This is a genomic window from Pseudomonas sp. 2(2015), assembly GCF_000955865.1.
Classification (GTDB): Bacteria; Pseudomonadota; Gammaproteobacteria; order Pseudomonadales; family Pseudomonadaceae; genus Aquipseudomonas.
The window spans coordinates 1-16,099 of record NZ_JYOF01000016.1 but is presented as its reverse complement, the minus strand read 5'-3'; the positions used below and the strand labels follow the sequence as shown (position 1 = coordinate 16,099).

The following is a 16,099-nucleotide window of genomic DNA, read 5'->3' as shown; positions in this document are numbered from 1 at the left end:
GCGTACTAAATCCATCATCGGTTGAAGCGTCAGGCCTGGCCTGACGCGGGCGCAGCAAGCCTGGCTCAGCGTTTGGCCGAAAAGGTCATCAGCCAGGCCACCAGCGAAATGCCGGCCACGCCAGCCAGTGGCGCCAGGTACAGCGGGGTGAGGAACTGCCCGGAGTTGATTACTGCCAGCACCGCCATAGCCGAAACCAGCAGCAGGCCGAGGAACAGGAACCAGCCAGACGCGTTGGCACGGCTTGGCGCCACGCGCTCACGCACGCGCCAGTTGGCGTAGGCGTTCTTGATCACGAAGAAGATCAACGCCAGCACCACCAACACGGCCACGCCGACCAGGGCATCGCGGCTGTCGACTTTTTTCGGGCCCAGGTCCAGCACTGGCGTCGGCACGCTCAGGGTGGAGGTGCTGGTGGCCGGAGCGGCTTCGTTTTCTACTGGGGCTGGCAGGGAGCTGGTTTGGGTCATGACAGGGTCCTAAGGTTATTTGAGGCGCACGGCGACGTCGGCGGCGAGCTTTTCAAGGGTGGCGCCGAACAGGCCGCGCTTTACCGTCGCGACTTTGTTCTGCCGGGCGTCGTAGACGCTGGCGCTGCTGAACGGCTTGAGCGGGTACTGCTGGGCCACGCCTTCGACCATGACCGTGACCGGCTTCTTGCCGCCGACCAGGCTCTTGGCCAGCAGCAGGCCGAACAAGGCGAACACGAACAGGGCCAGCAACAGCAGCACCGGGCCCAGCGGGTAGCTGATCTGCAACACGATCGGCAGGCGGGTAGCCGAGGCGCTGGCCTCGCTGGAGGGCAGGAACACGTCCGGCAAGGCATCGTTGGGGAACAGTTCGTTCATGCGCTCGATGAACTGCTGGGAAATCTGCAACTGCTGTTCGCTCAGGCGCACTTCGATGGCGCCGGCCCGCTGGTAGCCGCTGGACAGCAGCACTTCGCTGGACCACTGCGAAGGCAGCGGCGGCAGTTGCAGGCTGATCGACAGCTCTTCGGAGCGGGCGCCTGGCTCGAGGTTTTCGATGCGGTCCAGGGAGATCGACGACTGCAGGGCTTCGCCCGGCATATCGAGGCTCATCGCGACCTTGGCTGAGTGGATCTGGTAGGGGTTGAACTGGTTCTCGAAGCGGCCTAGCAGCACCGCGGTTTTCGGCGAGCCGTCGACATCGATGTTGAGCACCACGGTTTGCTGGTCGGGTGCGAGCTCGGCGCTGACGTCCGGGGTGTCTTTTACCCCGGTCGGAATAAAGCGCACGGCCGCCTGGGTCAGTGGCTTGAGGCGCACCCCGGCGTCTTTGAGCAGTGTTGCCAGGGCCGGCTGGGCCAGCACCTGCTCGAGCGCGGCACCGGCGTTGGCGCCATAGGCCAGGGCGTAGATCATCAGGCCGTTAGCCTCGAAATTGCTGCTTTTGACCGGCATCTTCTGCGGGAAGGCGGCGATGCGGCTGATCACTGCTTCCTTGTGCAGCAGGTCGTAGAACTCGCGGTTCTTGACCTGGGTTTCGTTGCTGTTGTTGGGGCTGTTCTTGTTGTTGGTGACGATCCAGATGATGCCTTCGCGCCCTTCCAGGCCGGTGTTGATCGCCGCCAGCAAGGCTTCCTTGAAATCGGTATCGGCATAGGCGCCGCTGGCCTTGCGGGCCAGGCTCAGGGCATTGACGCTGTCGGCGAGCTTGGCGTGGGTGCCTGGCCCGCGGTAGGTCCATTGCGGCGAGGGGTGGCTGCTGTCGGCCTGGTTGAAGGCACCAATCACCACTTCGCCGCTACCGGCGGCGCTGGCCGCCAGTTGCGTGACCAGCGGTTTGAAGCCCGAGGCCGGGTCGAGGTAGAACGGCTCCATCCAGCCGGAGTTCTGTACCAGCAACACCTGGCGCAGTGGCGCCGCATGGGCGCTTATGCAGACCAGGCTCAGGACGAGCAGCAGGCTGTGGCGTAGCAGGCGGTTCAGGCGTTCCATCGGTAAAGCGCTCCAGTCGAATCGATGTACAGCCACAGGGCGTTGTCGTAGCAGAACCACTGCGCGTTCCACGGTTGCGCCACCTTCAGCAGCAGGCTCAAGGCCGGCTGGCCGATGCGCTCAAGGCAGTACTCGGTCTCGACGGGCTGCTCATTGCCGAAGAACTGCTGCAGGCTCGAGGGCCAGCGCACCCGGCACGACAGCAGGTGCGGGTTGTCGCTGAACTCGATGAACGGGTACACCACTTCGCGGTCGGCAGGGTTGTTGTCGACGTCGTGTTCACCCCACGGCGCGTCCAGGCGCACGTTGAACATGTAGTTCAGCTGCCCGGTGCTCAGGCGCGAGCCTTTGACTTCCTTGCGCTCGTCGGAGTCCAGGCGCAGGCAGTACTGCTCGCTGCCTTCGAACAGTTGCTGCCAGATGCCGTAGCCATTGACGAACGGCGGGCCATATTCGGGGCGCGCCTGGGCGCCGGGCGGCCAGCTCAGCCATTGGGCTTCGAGGCTTTCACCGAGCTTGACGCTCAAGTAGCCGTGGGCGCCGATCCACAGCAGGCGCCGCGAGGCCGGGTCGCGCAGCGGCGCCGAGAGATTGTGCAGGTGTTGCGGATTGGCCAGGGCAATCGGGTGTGCGAGCCACTGATCATTCTGGCGGGCGACCACGCAGAAGCTGCCATCGGGCATCTGCTGGGGAATCAGCACCTGCTCTTCAAGTTCGCCGGGGGCGGCGATAGCGCGGCCAGGGCAGCGCTCCAGGTGGTAGCGGCCAGCGAGCGGATCGACGCGCACTTCGGTGGCGCCTTCATCACAGGCTAGCAGCAGGCATTGCTGGCTGCCCTGCTCGCGCAGGCTCACGCCCCAGGCCCAGCTTTGCAGGCTGCAGCGACCGATCGGGGTGCTGTGCGGCAGCACTCCGACCCATTCTTCGGCCTTGCGCTGCCAGCGGAACAGGCTGCCATCGCGCGCCAGCGCAAACAGCGCTTCGCGATGGCCGCCGAGGTTGGCGACGAGGAAATTCAAACCGTTGCTGCGCGGCAGCTGGTCGAACTTGCGCGCGGCATTGAGGTTGCGCGGGCTGGCGCGATCAAGGCGCTGGTACACGGCGGCGACAGTCTGCTCGGCAGCATCGAGCTTGCAACTGCCCTCCACCACCCGCCGGCCGCTACCGTTGCCATAAGGTGGCAACCAGCGCTGCTGGAGAGCGTAACGAACAGGTTCAAGGGGCGCGCCGGTCTGCGGACAATGGCGGAAGCTGGCCGGCAGCCAGGACTGCCCGTCAGGCGCTTGCTGCGCCCCGACGAGGAAATCCAGGTCAGGCTGATCGCCTTCCAGCGCCTTGCCAGCGACGTGGGTCAGGGAGAACCTGCCGTGGGCATCCTGCAACCAGCGTTGCCCATCCAGCGACCACTCGTACTCGCGGTCGTCTCCGACTACGTCCATATAATCCCACCATGCCAACGGTCGTTCGTGCGCAGCCCTGCCCTTCACAGCCAGGCTGTCACGTCGATAGAAAGAGATTTTGCGAGAGGCCCCGAAGCGAGGCCTTCATCTAGCAAAATGGCATCAAAACGCCATTTTTATAGCGGCGAAATAGTGGCACAGACAGTTACAAAGTCAACCACCGGCTCAGGGCAATTGCAGCCCGCCTGCGGCTTTGTGCAATGCGCGCAGGTGCTCGCCGACCTGCTTGATGTTGGCCTCGACCGCTTTGATTTGCGCGGCGCGGTCCGGGCCGAGCAAGGCCCGCACCTCTTTGTCGAGGTCGGCACTGAGGGTTTGCAGCTGTTTTTGCCGCTGGCGGGTTTCGCTCAGCAGTTTCTCGCGCTCGCTGGCCTGGGGCAGACCGTAGCCGCTGCTGCCCAGCAGTTCGGCCGGGCGGCTGAGAAAGCCGCTGTTGGCGAGAATCTGCTGCAGGGTGTTGTTGGCCTTGCCGACGCTGGCGTCGTTGCGCTCGCGCCCGCTCAGGTAGCGCTGCTTGACCTCGTCCTGGGCCAGCAGCAATTGGCGGCGCAGGCTCGCTTGTTCAAGCAGCAGCAAGGCTGCGCTGGTACGCAGGTCGGCCTGGGCAAACCACTGCTGGCGCTGCTCGGCCGATTGCTCGAGCCAGGCTTCGACGCTGTCCTGCTTGATCGGCAGTTGCTTTTTCAGCACCAGGAACATGGCCTGGTAGCGGTCGCGGTAGGAGTCGAAGCGATAACCCAGGCGCAGTGCCTCGCGTGGGTCGTCGAGCACGCTGACATCTGCCAGGCCGCGGCCTTCGAGCACTTCGAGCAAGCCATTGGGGACGATGCTGTCCAGGTCGTTCAGGCGCGGGTTGGCAGTACCGCTGCGCAACAGCTTGAGGGTTTCGACCGCACAGTTGTTCGACAGGAAGTAATAGTTGCCGTCGTAGCTCCAGTGCATCTCGGCGGCCTGGCGCACCAGGCTTTCCAGCTCGTCGCGGTTGAGCTTGAGCGGAATCGAGGCCAGGCTGCGCAGCTCGGTCTTGGTGTACTCGTCGATCACCTGCGCCAGTGGCAAGACGAACAGCCGCGACGGATAGGCGCCGGTCAAACCGTCCCAGCTCGACAGCTGCACGTCGTTGACGAACGCCCGGTACGACAGCACCAGGTGCTGGTCCAGGTCCAGGCGGCAGTCCGGCCCGCGTGGGCGCCCGGGGGCGCAGATGACCAGGCGCAACATGCTGTGGCCCCAACGGCTGACCCAGTTCTGATTGGCTTCGGCCAGCAGGTAATCCACCGCGTAGACGCGCTCGGGGTCGATCTCGCCCAGCGGCGATTTGGCAAAGTCGTTGCCGGCATTGAGGAACGGCAAGGCGCCCGGGCACGCTGGATGTTCGGGTGCCCAGTCGAAATGGGCTTTCAGGTAGGCCTGCAAGGCCGGGCGGCGGCAGGCAAAGCTTGGGTCAAGGAGGAAGTACTCCATGTTGACCGCAATGAATTCCTTGGGGCTGCTCAGCTCATAACTGTCGGGGCTGCGCGCCACCTGGCGGTTGTGCTGCTCGCGCTCGCCACGGCGGCCGACATATTGCGGCCAGCCGGCCAGGTCGAGCAGTCGCGGATCGTCGCTGAGGGTAAAGCGGCGTTCGGTCTGGCCGCGGCACTGCTCAGGCAGGCCGATTTTGCCCTGGCTGTTCTGCTGTCGGGTGCAACGGGTGATCAGCTGTCGCTCGGCACCCTGCCACAAACGGGCGCGATCATAGATGTGGGTCAGCTCATGCAGGACGGTGGCCAGCAACTCCTGGCGCACGGTGCCGTGGGGGCGGCCGGTCTTCTGGGTGGCAGCGCTGCCATCGGCAAGGCCCGGCAGCAGGCGGCTGTTGAGCTCCAGGGTGGAAACCAGCGATGCCTGGCCATAGGCATCGGCCGGCATACGGCTGCTCCAGCTGACCTGGATACGTCGGTCAAGGCGAGTCTTGAAGCTCGGTGGCAGGGCCTGCAGGGCTTCATCCAGCAATGCCTGGCTGGCCCGCTGTTGCTGCGGGCTCATGCCATCGGCCTGCAGCACCAACTGCAGGTCGGCCAGTGCCGGGCTGCCGCACAGTATCAGCAGGCAGCCCAGCAGCCAGGCACGCATTGGCTTCACAGGGCGAGAATGGCTTCAGCCAGCACCTGGTCGCTGGCCTGGCGCGCTTCTGGCACACGCTGGCGCAGGGTATCGAAGGCGGCTTCGAGTTGCGCACCACGGATCTCGCCACGGCTGGCGACGTAGCTGGCGGCATCATCGCGGGCTTCGCGCACGACTTTCGAGTCGCGAATCGAGGTGGTGGTGTCGGAGGTGAAGTCGATCGAGCGGCCAAAGGCGCGAACGATGATGTTGCTGGTGGCCACCAGGGTTTGTGCCTGGGCCACATCGGCCAACAGCAGAAGGCCAAGGGTGGCGGCAATCAGCGGGTTACGCATGGAGCATCTCCGGGAGAACAGAAGTAATCATTGGACGAGAATTGCCTGTGCCAGTTCAAGGTCGATGGCATGAAGTTCCGGGTTGGCCTGGCGCAACTGCTGCAGTGCTGCCTCAAGGCGCGCGCCCCGCCATCGGCCATCGCTGGCGACAAAAGCGGCGGCATCGTCATGGGCGGCCAGCAGCAGTTTGCGATCGAAGGGCACCGACGTCACTTTGCTGGTGACGTAACCACTGACGACAAGGTTGTTGGTGGTCAGGTCCAGCGCCTGGGCGGCGCTGCTCCAGCACACCACGAGCAACAGCAATGACAGATAACGCATGGGTCTCGAACGGCAGCTGAATCAGGCGGCAAAGGCTATCCCAATGCGCCGGTGAGGACCAGCGCAGAGGGGCCGGCTTAGTTGCACGTTGTTACATGCACGGCCGGGAACGAGCGGCTTCAGAGCGCCAGGATGGCCTGTGCCAGTTGCGCGTCGCTGGCCTGCAGGCTTGGGGTCTGCTGGCGAATGTGGGCGAAAGCGCTCTCCAGTTTCGCGCCGCGGATGTCACCGTGGCTGGCAACGAAGCTGGCAGCGTCGTCACGGGCGGCCTGGACGATCTTGTCGTCACGGAACGAGGACGACACATCGGAGGTGGCATCGGTGGAGGCGGCAACACCACGAACGACGGTATCGGTGGTGACGACGAAGCTGGTGGCGTTGGCAGTCGAAGCCAGGGCCAGCAGCAGCGCGGCGCCAAACAAGCGTGAATGGAACATGGTCGATCTCCTGGATAGGCTTTTGGTGGTTCTTATGTCAGACGCACGCTCAGCTTGTTGCGCTACTTTTTACCAAGCTGGGTACGTTAAGGGTATCACGCGGGTGTAATCCGCGGCTTGGACCGGATCGTAGCAAGATTTATCAACTGTACCTGTCAATTTAATTAAATTAAAAATTGTACTGGTATGTTGTTCAGCCGCTCTATTCCGGGCCTTTAAACGACAAAACCCGTCAGCAGTCACCTGCGACGGGTTTTGGGGAATTCGTGGTGCCGGCCTTGGCCGGCGAGCCCTGCATTAACGCCAGAAAGGCTTGCTCAGCTCTTCGTAGCGTTGTGCTTCGCTGATACCGGCATCAGCCAGCAGACGCGAGTCCAGGCGAGCCAGTTGGTGGCGGCTGGCAATGCGGCGTTGCCACAGCATCAGGTTGGCCAGCAGGCGCAGTGGCAGCGAGGCCTTGGATTGTTCGGCGGTGTTTTCGAAAACCAGATCGGAACTGAGGGTACGTTCCATGATGTCATCCTTCCGCTTGTGGCGGCATTAGGTAGTGATTTAACTGATGCCAATGATCCTCCTCTGTCGTCCATAACAGTAGATACAGTTCACCTGCATTGTGATGGGCCAGTTAACTGTTTTAGACGACTGTTGCACTCGGAATAGGCGCAACTGTACTGGTCAGCACTGAAATGGTGCATTTTTGATCAGAGAGGGGACAAGAGGATGAAAAATGGCGGTGAAATCACCGGTACAGTAGAACAGTTTTTGTTTGGATAAATAAATCAGTTACCCGACCGGTTGGCATTGCGCACAACCGGCCGGTCACTGTGCAGGTCAGCCGGCGAGCATGCGCCCGGTTTCTTCCAGGTTTTCGTGCCAGGCCAGGGCTTCGCGCAGGATGTGCGGGGTGTGGCCGCCGCGTTCGCAGGCGCGGGTGAAGTAGTCGTTCAGCGCCTCGCGGTAATCCGGGTGCACACAGTTGTCGATGATCACCCGCGCACGCTCGCGTGGCGCCAGGCCGCGCAGGTCAGCCAGGCCCTGCTCGGTGACGAGGATATCGACGTCGTGCTCGGTATGGTCGACGTGGCTGACCATCGGCACCACGCTGGAAATCGCCCCGCCCTTGGCAATCGACTTGGTGACGAAGATCGCCAGGTGCGCGTTGCGGGCGAAGTCGCCCGAGCCACCGATGCCGTTCATCATCCGCGTGCCGCAGACGTGGGTGGAGTTGACGTTGCCGTACAGGTCGAATTCAAGCGCGGTGTTGATGCCGATGATGCCCAGGCGGCGAACCACTTCAGGGTGGTTGGAGATTTCCTGCGGGCGCAGGACCAGTTTGTCCTTATAGCGCTCCAGGTTACCGAAGACGTCGGCGTTGCGGCGGGTCGACAGGGTGATCGAGCTGCCCGAGGCGAAGCTCAGCTTGCCGGCGTCGATCAGGTCGAAGGTCGAGTCCTGGAGTACTTCGGAGTACATGGTCAGGTCTTCGAACGGCGAGTCGATCAGGCCGCACATCACCGCGTTGGCGATACTGCCGATACCGGCTTGCAGCGGGCCGAGCTTGTTGGTCATGCGCCCGGCGTCGACTTCCTGCTTGAGGAAGTTGATCAGGTGGTTGGCGATGCCTTGGGTTTCGTCGTCTGGCGGCAGTACGGTGGACGGCGAGTCCGGCTGCTCGGTGATGACGATGCCGACGATCTTGGCCGGGTCGATCGGGATTGCGGTGCTGCCGATGCGGTCATCGACTTTTACCAGCGGGATCGGCGTACGGGTCGGACGATAGGTCGGGATATAGATGTCGTGCAGGCCTTCCAGGTTGGCGTTGTGCGCCAGGTTGATCTCGACGATCACCTGTTTGGCGAAAATCGCGAAGCTGGCCGAGTTGCCCACCGAGGTAGTCGGCACGATGTGGCCCTGTTCGGTGATGGCGACCGCTTCAATCACCGCGATGTCCGGCAGCTTGAGCTGCTGGTTGCGTAGCTGCTCGACGGTTTCCGACAGGTGCTGGTCAATGAACATGACCTCGCCGGCGTTGATCGCCTTGCGCAGGGTGCTGTCGACCTGGAACGGCATGCGCCGGGCCAGCACGCCGGCCTCAGTCAGTTGCTTGTCGAGGTCGTTGCCCAGGCTTGCGCCGGTCATCAGGCTGATTTTCAGTGGCGACTGCTTGGCGCGTTCGGCCAGTGCATGGGGCACCGCCTTGGCTTCACCGGCGCGGGTAAAACCGCTCATGCCGACGGTCATGCCGTCCTCGATCAGGCCAGCGGCATCAGCCGCACTCATTACCTTGCTGTGCAGGGAGGACAAGCGGATACGATCACGGTACATGGATTGTTATCTCGGGCTACTAAAGCTAGATGCGCAGTCTAGTGTTTTCGCCTGGCTTCGTCCCGCGACCAAGGTCGAATGCGAAGCCCTGAAATAGAGCCTTCTGTCGGCTGGCCGGGCATGAAAAAGCCCCAGCCGGTACCGCGCTGGGGCTATTTGTCACAGCAGTTTGAACGGCTTATTCGACCGCTTTGACCATGTCTTCGATGACCTTCTTGGCGTCGCCGAAGACCATCATGGTCTTGTCCAGGTAGAACAGCTCGTTATCAAGGCCGGCGTAGCCGCTAGCCATCGAGCGTTTGTTGACGATGATGGTCTTGGCCTTGAACGCCTCGAGGATCGGCATGCCGGCAATTGGCGACTTCGGATCGTTCTTCGCCGCCGGGTTGACCACGTCGTTGGCGCCCAGCACCAGCACCACGTCGGCCTGGCCGAACTCGGAGTTGATGTCGTCCATCTCGAACACCTGGTCGTATGGCACTTCGGCTTCGGCCAGCAGTACGTTCATGTGCCCGGGCATGCGCCCCGCCACCGGGTGGATCGCGTACTTCACGGTCACGCCGTTGTGGGTCAGCTTCTCGGTCAGCTCTTTCAGCGCGTGCTGGGCACGGGCCACCGCCAGGCCGTAGCCGGGGACGATGATCACGGTGTCAGCGTTGCTGAGCAGGAAGGTGGCGTCGTCGGCCGAGCCGGATTTCACCGGACGGGCTTCCTTGGCACCGGCCGGGCCGGCCGCTTCTGTCGCGCCGCCGAAACCGCCGAGGATCACGTTGAAGAACGAACGGTTCATCGCCTTGCACATGATGTACGAGAGGATCGCACCAGACGAACCGACCAGGGAGCCAGCGATGATCAGCATTGAGTTGTTCAGCGAGAAGCCGATACCGGCTGCCGCCCAGCCCGAGTAGCTGTTGAGCATCGACACCACCACTGGCATGTCGGCGCCGCCAATCGGGATGATGATCAGCACGCCCATGACGAACGCCAGGATCAGCATCAGGGCGAAAGCGCTGTAGCTGCCGGTGAAGGTGAACACCAGGCCCAGGCCAATGGTGGCAAGACCCAGAACCAGGTTCAGCTTGTGCTGGCCGCTGAACTGTACCGGTGCGCCCTGGAACAGGCGGAACTTGTACTTGCCCGAGAGCTTGCCGAAGGCAATGACCGAACCTGAGAAGGTGATCGCACCAATGGCGGCGCCGAGGAATAGCTCAAGGCGGTTACCGGTAGGGATCGGGTCGCTGATGCTGGCAACGATGCCCAGCGATTGCGGCTCGACCACCGCGGCAATGGCGATGAACACCGCGGCCAGGCCGATCATGCTGTGCATGAAGGCGACCAGTTCGGGCATCTTGGTCATTTCAACGCGCTTGGCCATGATCGAGCCGGCAGTACCACCGATCAGCAGACCGACAATCACGTAGCCGATGCCGTCGGTAGCCAGCTCTGCGCCCAGCTTATAGATGAGGCCGACGGTGGTGATCACCGCCAGAGCCATGCCGAGCATGCCGAACAGGTTGCCGCGCCGTGACGTAGTCGGGTGCGACAGGCCCTTGAGTGCCTGGATGAAGCACACCGAGGCGACAAGGTAGAGAAGTGTTACCAGGTTCATGCTCATGTTTACTTCTGCCCCTCTTGCTTCGCTGCGCCCTTGCCTGGGGCTTTCTTCTTGAACATCTCCAGCATGCGCCGGGTGACGAGGAAACCGCCGAATACGTTGACCGCTGCCAGGGCCACCGCGAGGGTGCCCATGGTTTTGCCGAGCGGCGTGACGGTCAGCGCGGCAGCCAGCATGGCGCCGACGATGACGATGGCGGAGATGGCGTTGGTGACCGCCATCAACGGCGTGTGCAGTGCCGGGGTGACGTTCCAGACCACGTGGTAACCGACATAGATCGCCAGCACGAAGATGATCAGGTTATAGACGCCGTGAGAGATCAGCATGTCTTCCATTGTCTGGCTCCTTATCCGTTCTTGCGGATGACCTGGCCGTCGCGGCACATCAGGCACGCGGCGACGATGTCGTCTTCGAGGTTGATCGTCAGCGCGCCGTCCTTGTCGAACAGCAGCTTCATAAAGTCGAGCAGGTTGCGTGCATACAGCGCCGAGGCGTCCGCACCGACCTGCGCTGGCAGGTTGGTCGGGCCGACGATGGTCACGCCCTGCTCCACCACCACCTGGTCAGCGACGGTCAGCGGGCAGTTGCCACCCTGGGCTGCGGCGAGGTCGATGACCACCGAGCCGGGTTTCATCTGCGCCACGGTCTCGGCGCTGAGCAAGGTCGGAGCCTTGCGGCCAGGGATCAGTGCGGTGGTAATGACGATATCGGCCTGCTTGGCGCGCTCGTGCACCGCCAGGGCCTGACGCTGCATCCAGCTGGCCGGCATGGGGCGGGCGTAGCCGCCGACACCTTCGGCGCACTCGCGCTCTTCATCGGTCTCGTAAGGGACATCGATGAACTTGGCGCCCAGCGACTCGATCTGCTCCTTCACCGCCGGACGCACGTCCGAGGCTTCGATCACCGCACCCAGGCGCTTGGCCGTGGCGATAGCCTGCAGCCCGGCTACACCGGCGCCGAGGATCAGCACACGCGCAGCCTTAACAGTACCGGCAGCGGTCATCAGCATCGGCATGAAGCGCGGATAGTGGTGAGCCGCCAGCAACACGGCCTTGTAACCGGCAATGTTGGCCTGCGACGACAACACATCGAGGCTTTGCGCCCGCGAGGTACGCGGCGCCGCTTCAAGGGCAAAGGCGGTGATGCCGCGCTCGGCCATCTTGGCGATGGTTTCGTTGTTGAACGGATTGAGCATACCCACCAGCACGGTGCCGCTCTTGATCTGGGCCAGTTCGCTATCGTCAGGGGCTACAACCTTGAGAACCAGCTGAGCTCCAAACGCATCGGCAGCGCTGCCAATAGTGGCGCCTGCTGCTTCATAGGCACTGTCCGGAACGCTGGCATTGATGCCGGCGCCGCTCTGGACGGTGACCTGATGCCCCTGGCCAATCAGTTTCTTGATGGTTTCCGGGGTTGCAGCAACCCGTGTTTCGCCCGTCTGCGTTTCGAGAGGAACACCAATGTGCACGTCATTTCTCCTGCGTGATCTTTTGTTGGTAAACCAGCGCACTGCGGATGGTGCGCTGGGGCGGCCGATCAGCACGATCCCGCCGAATCCAGGCGGGGCGCGGCATTTTGCAGGTGATTCCTGAATCGCTTCAACCAGTTTTGAAGGGTGACGGCAATCAAACTACAAGTCACCCTGTGACCGAATGTCGCAATAACAGGCCTGGAGCCCGCCAAGCGCGGGCTTCAGGGAGATTACGGCAAAATTCGAAAATTTTCCGCCGAATTTGCTGAATGCCTGGCTGAAAGCGCGATTTATGCTGTGAAGGCCGCATAAACAGCAGGGTTAAGGGCTTTTCAGAGGGTGCCTGAAACAGTTGGCCTAAATGCGACATTTCCTTATATCTGTAGGGTTTCAGTTTTATTGACTACGGGGTCAGGTTGTAGCTGTCATCCTTATGGGCTGCGGCGTAGCGCCCCGCCTCCCCTACCAGCCAATCGCGGAAAGCGCGCAGCGAAGCCGACTCCACCTTGCGCTCGGGGATCATCAGGTAATACGCCTTGATGCTCGACAGCGCATGTGGGCTGGCCACCACCAGGCGCCCTTCTGCCAGTTCACGCTGGATCAGGAAGGGCGGAATCAGTGCCACGCCCATCTCGTGCATGGCCGCCTGTGCCAACATCGAGAATAGCTCATAGCGTGGGCCGGTCATGTCACGAGCGACGTTCATTTCCAGGCTGTTGAACCACTGGCGCCAGGCGTAGGGCCGGGTGGTCTGCTGCAGCAGCGGCAACTGGGCGATCTGCGCGGGGCTCAGTTGCCGGTTAGCGGCCAGCAATGCCGGGCTGCACACCGGCACCGGGTTCTCGCCCATCAGCCGGTGGGACTCGGTTCCCGACCAGTCGGCATCGCCGAAGTAGATCGCCGCGTCGAAGCTAGTATCGGCAAACAGGAACGGTCGGGTGCGGTTGGTCAGGTTGACCGTGACCTCCGGGTGGCGCTGCTGGAAGTCCTTGAGCCGGGGTAGCAGCCACTGGGTGCCGAAGGTAGGCACCACTGCCAGTTCGATGACGTTGGCGCCCTGCTGGCCCATCACCGATAAGGTGTCGCGCTCCACCGCATCCAGCTGCGTGGCGACCCGGCGGCTGTAGGAAAGCCCGGCTTCGGTCAGCTTCACCCCGCGGCGCGAGCGGCGAAACAGTTCGACATTGAGAAACTCCTCCAGCCCGGCGATTTGCCGACATACGGCGCCCTGGGTCAGGGACAGCTCCTGGGAAGCCTTGGTAAAGCTCTCGTGGCGGGCGGCGGCCTCGAAGCAGACCAGGGCCGCTGTGCTGGGGATCTTGCGCCGCATGTACATCAACCTCACTAATAGAGCGTAGAGATGGCCTTTGCGGCCATTACGAAGTGAGAAATTATCACAAGAGCATGCGCAATCCTCGTTTGTCTCGCCGCCGGAACGGGCCTAGGATCAATGCACAACAACTCTGGTCCCATTTCTCGAGGATTCGCTCATGGCCGGTAAAGCAAGCTTCAACTGGATCGACCCGCTGTTGCTCGACCAACAGCTCACTGAAGAAGAGCGCATGGTGCGTGACAGCGCTTATCAGTTCGCCCAGGACAAGCTGGCCCCGCGCGTGCTGGAGGCCTTCCGTCACGAGCAGACCGACCCTGCGATCTTCCGCGAGATGGGCGAAGTCGGCCTGCTGGGCGCAACCATTCCCGAGCAGTACGGCGGCAGTGGCCTGAACTACGTGTGCTACGGCCTGATTGCCCGGGAAGTGGAGCGTATCGACTCCGGCTACCGCTCGATGATGAGCGTGCAGTCCTCGCTGGTCATGGTGCCGATCAACGAATTCGGTACTGAGGCGACCAAGCAGAAGTACCTGCCCAAGCTCGCCAGCGGTGAATGGATCGGCTGCTTCGGCCTGACCGAGCCAGACCATGGCTCCGACCCGGGCTCGATGATCACCCGCGCCAAGAAGGTTGACGGTGGCTATCGCCTGAGCGGCAGCAAGATGTGGATCACCAACAGCCCGATCGCTGACGTGTTCGTGGTCTGGGCCAAGGATGATGCCGGCGACATCCGAGGTTTTGTTCTGGAAAAAGGCTGGCAGGGCCTGAGCGCCCCGGCGATTCACGGCAAGGTCGGCCTGCGCGCCTCGATCACCGGCGAAATCGTCATGGACAACGTGTTCGTGCCTGAAGAGAACATCTTCCCCGATGTGCGCGGCCTGAAAGGCCCGTTCACCTGCCTGAACTCGGCACGCTATGGCATCTCCTGGGGTGCCCTGGGCGCCGCTGAAGCCTGCTGGCACACCGCGCGCCAATACACCCTGGACCGCAAGCAGTTTGGCCGCCCGCTGGCCGCCAACCAGCTGATCCAGAAGAAGCTGGCCGACATGCAGACCGAAATCACCCTGGCCCTGCAAGGCTGCCTGCGCCTGGGGCGGATGAAGGACGAAGGCACTGCTGCGGTAGAAATCACCTCGATCATGAAGCGCAATTCCTGCGGCAAGGCCCTGGACATCGCCCGTATGGCCCGTGACATGCTCGGTGGCAACGGGATCTCCGACGAGTTCGGTGTGGCCCGTCACCTGGTCAACCTCGAGGTGGTCAACACCTATGAAGGCACCCATGACGTCCACGCGCTGATCCTCGGTCGCGCGCAGACCGGCATTCAGTCCTTCTATTAATAAGGAGCCAGCCATGGGCGCGCTATCTCATCTGCGGGTGCTGGATCTGTCGCGAGTGCTGGCCGGGCCCTGGTCCGGGCAGATACTTGCGGACCTGGGCGCCGAAGTGATCAAGGTCGAGCGTCCGGGCAGCGGCGATGATACGCGCGCCTGGGGCCCGCCCTTCCTTAAGGACGCTTACGGCGAGAACACCAGCGAGGCTGCCTACTACCTGGCGGCCAACCGCAACAAGCGTTCGCTGACCATCGACTTCACCCAGCCCGAGGGCCAGCGCCTGGTGCGCGAGCTGGCGGCAAAGTCGGACGTGTTGATCGAGAACTTCAAGGTCGGCGGCCTGGCAGCCTATGGGCTGGACTACGAAAGCCTGAAGGCGCTCAACCCGCGCCTGGTGTATTGCTCGGTCACCGGCTTCGGCCAGACCGGGCCCTATGCCAAGCGCGCCGGCTACGACTTCATGATCCAGGGCCTGGGCGGGCTGATGAGCCTGACCGGGCGCCCGGAGGGTGAAGACGGTGCGGGGCCGGTGAAAGTCGGTGTCGCGCTGACCGACATCCTCACCGGGCTGTATTCGACCGTGGCGATCCTGGCTGCCCTCGCCCATCGTGACCGCGATGGTGGAGGCCAGCACATTGATATGGCGCTGCTCGACGTGCAGGTTGCCTGCCTGGCCAACCAGGCCATGAACTACCTCACCACCGGCACGCCACCGCGGCGCCTGGGTAATGCGCACCCGAACATCGTGCCTTACCAGGACTTCCCTACTGCCGACGGCGACTTCATCCTCACCGTGGGCAACGACGGGCAGTTCCGCAAGTTCGCCGAGGTTGCCGGCCAGCCGCAATGGGCGGACGATCCGCGCTTTGCTACTAATAAGCAGCGGGTTGCCAACCGTGCCGAGCTGATTCCACTGATCCGCCAGGCCACGGTGTTCAAGACCACCGCTGAGTGGGTCGCGCAGCTGGAGCAGGCCGGGGTTCCGTGTGGGCCTATCAACGACCTGGCGCAGATGTTTGCCGATCCTCAGGTCAAAGCCCGGGGCCTGGCAATCGAGATGCCACACCCGCTTGCCGGGCAGGTGCCGCAGGTGGCCAGCCCTATTCGCTTGTCCGAGACGCCGGTGGAGTATCGCCATGCACCGCCGTTGTTGGGCGAGCATACCGAGCAGATCCTCGGCGAAGTGCTGGGCCTGGCGGCATCGGAGATCGAGCGCCTGCGGCTAACCAAGGTGGTCTGAAGCTTCAAGCTGTAAGCTGCAAGCTACAAGTTGGGCGCGGTGCTGCTGCTTTTACTTGTAGCTTGAAGCTTGCTGCTTATAGCCAAACCGCCCCTGCTGAAACAAAGTTGAAATAAGTCCTTGACGCCCCCACAGATCTCTCTATAATTCGCCCCACTTCCG

15 protein-coding genes are annotated in these 16,099 nt (G+C 62.7%); 2 read left to right on the top strand and 13 right to left on the bottom strand.

Going from position 1 to position 16,099, the window contains the following annotated elements; genetic code table 11:
* Nucleotides 1-65 precede the first annotated feature (65 nt).
* From UB48_RS21045 to UB48_RS20985, 13 genes are all read right to left on the bottom strand, one after another.
* Nucleotides 66-470 carry a hypothetical protein gene (locus UB48_RS21045; RefSeq protein ID WP_045200613.1) on the bottom strand — a complete coding sequence of 135 codons (405 nt, stop codon included), beginning with the start codon at nt 468-470 and terminating at the stop codon, nt 66-68.
* A gap of 15 nt (nt 471-485) precedes the next feature.
* On the bottom strand, nt 486-1,961 hold the full coding sequence (locus UB48_RS21040) for a hypothetical protein (protein ID WP_045200606.1): 1,476 nt from the start codon (nt 1,959-1,961) through the stop codon (nt 486-488).
* Complete coding sequence (locus tag UB48_RS21035) at nt 1,949-3,400, bottom strand: hypothetical protein (RefSeq protein ID WP_045200604.1); 1,452 nt, start codon at nt 3,398-3,400, stop codon at nt 1,949-1,951. The genes UB48_RS21040 and UB48_RS21035 overlap by 13 nt, the downstream gene beginning before the upstream one ends.
* A gap of 186 nt (nt 3,401-3,586) precedes the next feature.
* A complete protein-coding gene (locus tag UB48_RS21030) occupies nt 3,587-5,545 on the bottom strand; it encodes a DUF4105 domain-containing protein (protein WP_156160228.1) in 1,959 nt (652 codons plus the stop codon).
* On the bottom strand, nt 5,542-5,862 hold the full coding sequence (locus tag UB48_RS21025) for a DUF2388 domain-containing protein (protein WP_010222593.1): 321 nt from the start codon (nt 5,860-5,862) through the stop codon (nt 5,542-5,544). The genes UB48_RS21030 and UB48_RS21025 overlap by 4 nt, the downstream gene beginning before the upstream one ends.
* Nucleotides 5,863-5,889: 27 nt before the next feature.
* Nucleotides 5,890-6,183: a DUF2388 domain-containing protein gene (locus tag UB48_RS21020; RefSeq protein WP_045200600.1), complete on the bottom strand. Its 294-nt coding sequence runs from the start codon at nt 6,181-6,183 to the stop codon at nt 5,890-5,892.
* A gap of 119 nt (nt 6,184-6,302) precedes the next feature.
* A complete protein-coding gene (locus tag UB48_RS21015; protein WP_045200598.1) occupies nt 6,303-6,620 on the bottom strand; it encodes a DUF2388 domain-containing protein in 318 nt (105 codons plus the stop codon).
* Between the two features lie 297 nt (nt 6,621-6,917).
* Entirely contained in the window at nt 6,918-7,133 is a 216-nt protein-coding gene (locus UB48_RS21010) for a DUF1127 domain-containing protein (RefSeq protein WP_010222590.1), read from the bottom strand.
* Nucleotides 7,134-7,451: 318 nt separating this feature from the next.
* Nucleotides 7,452-8,945, bottom strand: coding sequence for an acetyl-CoA hydrolase/transferase family protein (locus UB48_RS21005; protein WP_045200596.1), 1,494 nt, complete (start codon nt 8,943-8,945; stop codon nt 7,452-7,454).
* Nucleotides 8,946-9,123: 178 nt separating this feature from the next.
* A complete protein-coding gene (locus UB48_RS21000; protein ID WP_045200595.1) occupies nt 9,124-10,560 on the bottom strand; it encodes an NAD(P)(+) transhydrogenase (Re/Si-specific) subunit beta in 1,437 nt (478 codons plus the stop codon).
* A gap of 2 nt (nt 10,561-10,562) precedes the next feature.
* Entirely contained in the window at nt 10,563-10,895 is a 333-nt protein-coding gene (locus tag UB48_RS20995) for an NAD(P) transhydrogenase subunit alpha (protein ID WP_038997786.1), read from the bottom strand.
* A gap of 11 nt (nt 10,896-10,906) precedes the next feature.
* On the bottom strand, nt 10,907-12,028 hold the full coding sequence (locus UB48_RS20990; protein WP_010222584.1) for a Re/Si-specific NAD(P)(+) transhydrogenase subunit alpha: 1,122 nt from the start codon (nt 12,026-12,028) through the stop codon (nt 10,907-10,909).
* A 406-nt stretch (nt 12,029-12,434) separates the two neighbouring features.
* Nucleotides 12,435-13,361 (bottom strand): LysR family transcriptional regulator, encoded by a 927-nt coding sequence (locus UB48_RS20985; protein WP_045200768.1) that lies wholly within the window; start codon nt 13,359-13,361, stop codon nt 12,435-12,437.
* Between the two features lie 160 nt (nt 13,362-13,521).
* Between UB48_RS20985 and UB48_RS20980 the strand changes: the two genes are divergently transcribed.
* Both UB48_RS20980 and UB48_RS20975 read left to right on the top strand, forming a co-directional pair.
* A complete protein-coding gene (locus tag UB48_RS20980; RefSeq protein ID WP_045200593.1) occupies nt 13,522-14,703 on the top strand; it encodes an acyl-CoA dehydrogenase in 1,182 nt (393 codons plus the stop codon).
* A 13-nt stretch (nt 14,704-14,716) separates the two neighbouring features.
* Nucleotides 14,717-15,937 (top strand): CaiB/BaiF CoA-transferase family protein, encoded by a 1,221-nt coding sequence (locus UB48_RS20975; RefSeq protein WP_045200590.1) that lies wholly within the window; start codon nt 14,717-14,719, stop codon nt 15,935-15,937.
* Nucleotides 15,938-16,099 lie beyond the last annotated feature (162 nt).